We start from the raw sequence: 2,546 nt of genomic DNA on the forward strand, positions 1-2,546 counted from the left end.
TCTTGCTATTCAAAGGTTCAGGCTCTTGAAATAGCCCGACACATTAATTATGTGGTTGGTATGAGCAACGCAGTTAGTGACAAAGCTGCCATTGAGTTTGCCATCGGTTTCTACGATGCTTTAGCAGCAGGTCGTCCGGTTCAATTTGCCTATAAGTTGGGCTGTAATGAGATTCGGATGGCAAGATTGGCTGAACACCTGACACCTGACTTGATTAAGAAAGCAGATGCAGTTGAGTCCCTAAAAAAAAACTAAACAGTCTAGTGGCTCATATACAGCAAACACTGAACTACCGACAATTGATGAGCAGGTCGTTCCCAAGTGCTGTAGCGCTGTCAAGTGTTTTGGTAACAATTTTGGTGATGTGGGTGAGATCCCTTGGGATATTTCAGGTATTGGAGTTGAAAGCTTACGATCAACTTCTACGGCTGCGTCTCAATGAAGGTCGAGATCCACGTCTGGTGGTAGTTGAGGCAACAGAGCCAGATATCCAAAAATACGGTGGCTTTCCCTTACCGGATGCCACCCTAGCTCAGGTGATTGATAGGCTAGAGCAGCATCAACCGCGAGTGATTGGCTTGGATATATTTAGACCAGTGGTGGATGGACACCCAGAGCTCATTAGCCATTTCCAGAATAATAACCATCTGATCGCCATTTGCGCGGCTAAAGAAGCTCACAACCCAGACAAGTCTACTTATTCTCCTCCGCCAGGACTTCCAGAAGATCGCCTAGGCTTTAGCGATGCAGTGAATGACAATGATGCCATTCGCCGTCGCCATCTATTATTTATACAACCAGACAAAGATGATCCCTGTACCACAGAATTTTCCTTTAGCGCTAGGATAGCACTCTATTACCTAAAAGAGGTAAAACACATCGAGGCAACAACTCTTTCCAAAGATGAAATAAAGATAGATAAGACTATATTCAAACGGTTGCAAACCAATACAGGTGCTTACAAAAACCTGGATAATCGGGGTTTCCAAATAATTCTCAATTATCGAGCTTCGAGGGATGTTGCCCAGCGAGTTAGCTTCTCGCAAGTTTTGGAAGGGAAAGTCGCTCCTGATTTGGTAAAGAACAAAATTATTCTTATCGGAGTGACTGGTCAAAGTTCTGGGGATTTTGTTTTTACTCCCTATAGTGCCCATAAACGACCCTATCAACCAATGCCAGGGGTACTGATTCAAGCGCATGGTATAAGTCAGATTCTCAGTGCGGTGTTGGATGGGCGACCTCTACTATGGGTTTGGTCTCAGTGGGGCGAAGCTTTTTGGCTTTGGGGTTGGTCTTTGCTAGGAGGGGTAATTGTTTGGCGCTGTCAGGGAATCCTTTCTTTGGCAGTAGCTACAGGAGTAATAATCGTCATTTTACACATAGTTTGTTTTGGGTTTTTAACTCATGGCGGGTGGGTGCCGTTGGTACCTTCAGCCCTAGCATTGGTAGCTACCAGTGGAGTGCGATTGCTTTACAAAAATTCCCCAAATTATCACCAGTTCTACAAATCACAATAGCATCATGACTTGGACAAAATGGTTACACCAGCAAATAAGACTTACCATCACTATGATTTTTGCAATAATTGCTTTGACGGGTAAATCTACAAAATTATGGGCTTTCCCTGCTACTTCTAAAGCTAATGACCTCCCTCTGGAATTGAATTTCAAGCCCCCAAATAATGGTGCACCAGGTAATCGGGAGGACGATGGCAGCCGTCCTGGATGTCCTAATGTAGAAAAACCTTTTCTAGCCTTGATTCCTGTTACTAATTGGGGAGAAACAGTTTCAGAATATCCTACTTTCTGGCTTTATATTCCCTATGGCTTTGGCTCTGTAGATTTAGTTCTGGAGGATGAAAATACACAGGAAAAGATCTACCAGACCAAATTCAACATTACAGATAGACCAGGAATTGCCAGTTTTGGTCTACCGTTAGATGCACCACCGCTTGATCTGGGGAGAAAATACCGTTGGCAATTTCTTTTCTTCTGTTCAGATAACCAGTCTTACGATTTGTCTGTCGATGGGATAGTCAAGCGAGTTGAGAAAACTTCGGAACTGATTAGTCAATTAGCAACAGCCAAAACTTTACGGGAGCAAATCATAGTTTATGCTGAAAATGGTTTGTGGTACGAAACTCTCACCGAACTAGCTAAACTTCGCCGCGCTAATCCCCAAGATGCTCAAATCGCTGCTGACTGGGCTGCTTTGTTTGAGCATCGGTTTGTGCGCTATGAGGGATACGACATAATCTCAGAACCTATTGTTCAGTGCTGTTCACTTTGATAACACTCAAACAGAATACAGTTACTCAGCCTCCCCAATGAGAGTGAATGCTGCCCAATTTCTAGGTTGGGGGTATTTATCCATCATTTTCAGCATTGCTTGCCGCAAGGCTTTAGCCTTATCCATACCCTGTTTGAGATTCTGATAAAACTCCTTCATCAACTCGGCTGTAGATTCATCGTTCACTGTCCACAGAGAAACAAGCACACTAGGTACACCTGCGATAAATAGGGAACGAGATAAGCCAATCACAGATG

At 43.8% G+C, this 2,546-nt stretch carries 3 protein-coding genes and 1 pseudogene; 3 read left to right on the plus strand and 1 reads right to left on the minus strand.

Annotation, left to right across the window (positions count from 1 at the left end; genetic code table 11):
• From F6K49_RS40680 to F6K49_RS40690, 3 genes and pseudogenes are all read left to right on the plus strand, one after another.
• Positions 1–255, plus strand: a pseudogene (locus F6K49_RS40680) (family 3 adenylate cyclase); the annotation flags it as partial.
• A 107-nt stretch (positions 256–362) separates the two neighbouring features.
• Positions 363–1,517, plus strand: coding sequence for a CHASE2 domain-containing protein (locus F6K49_RS40685; protein ID WP_293106607.1), 1,155 nt, complete (start codon positions 363–365; stop codon positions 1,515–1,517).
• Positions 1,518–1,569: 52 nt separating this feature from the next.
• Complete coding sequence (locus tag F6K49_RS40690; protein ID WP_293106601.1) at positions 1,570–2,289, plus strand: DUF928 domain-containing protein; 720 nt, start codon at positions 1,570–1,572, stop codon at positions 2,287–2,289.
• A gap of 21 nt (positions 2,290–2,310) precedes the next feature.
• On the opposite strand, the gene F6K49_RS40695 is transcribed toward F6K49_RS40690, so the two are convergent.
• Positions 2,311–2,546 (minus strand): CHAT domain-containing protein (locus F6K49_RS40695; RefSeq protein ID WP_293106604.1); only part of this gene is annotated, 236 nt, incomplete at its 5' end.

The sequence above is a fragment of the Moorena sp. SIO3I6 genome (assembly GCF_010672095.1).

What these genes read in the sequence shown, in the direction of transcription:
- F6K49_RS40685 (WP_293106607.1), top strand. Translation starts at nt 363, where the DNA reads ATGTGGGTGAGATCCCTTGGGATATTTCAGGTATTGGAGTTGAAAGCT.
- F6K49_RS40690 (WP_293106601.1), top strand. Translation starts at nt 1,570, where the DNA reads ATGATTTTTGCAATAATTGCTTTGACGGGTAAATCTACAAAATTATGG.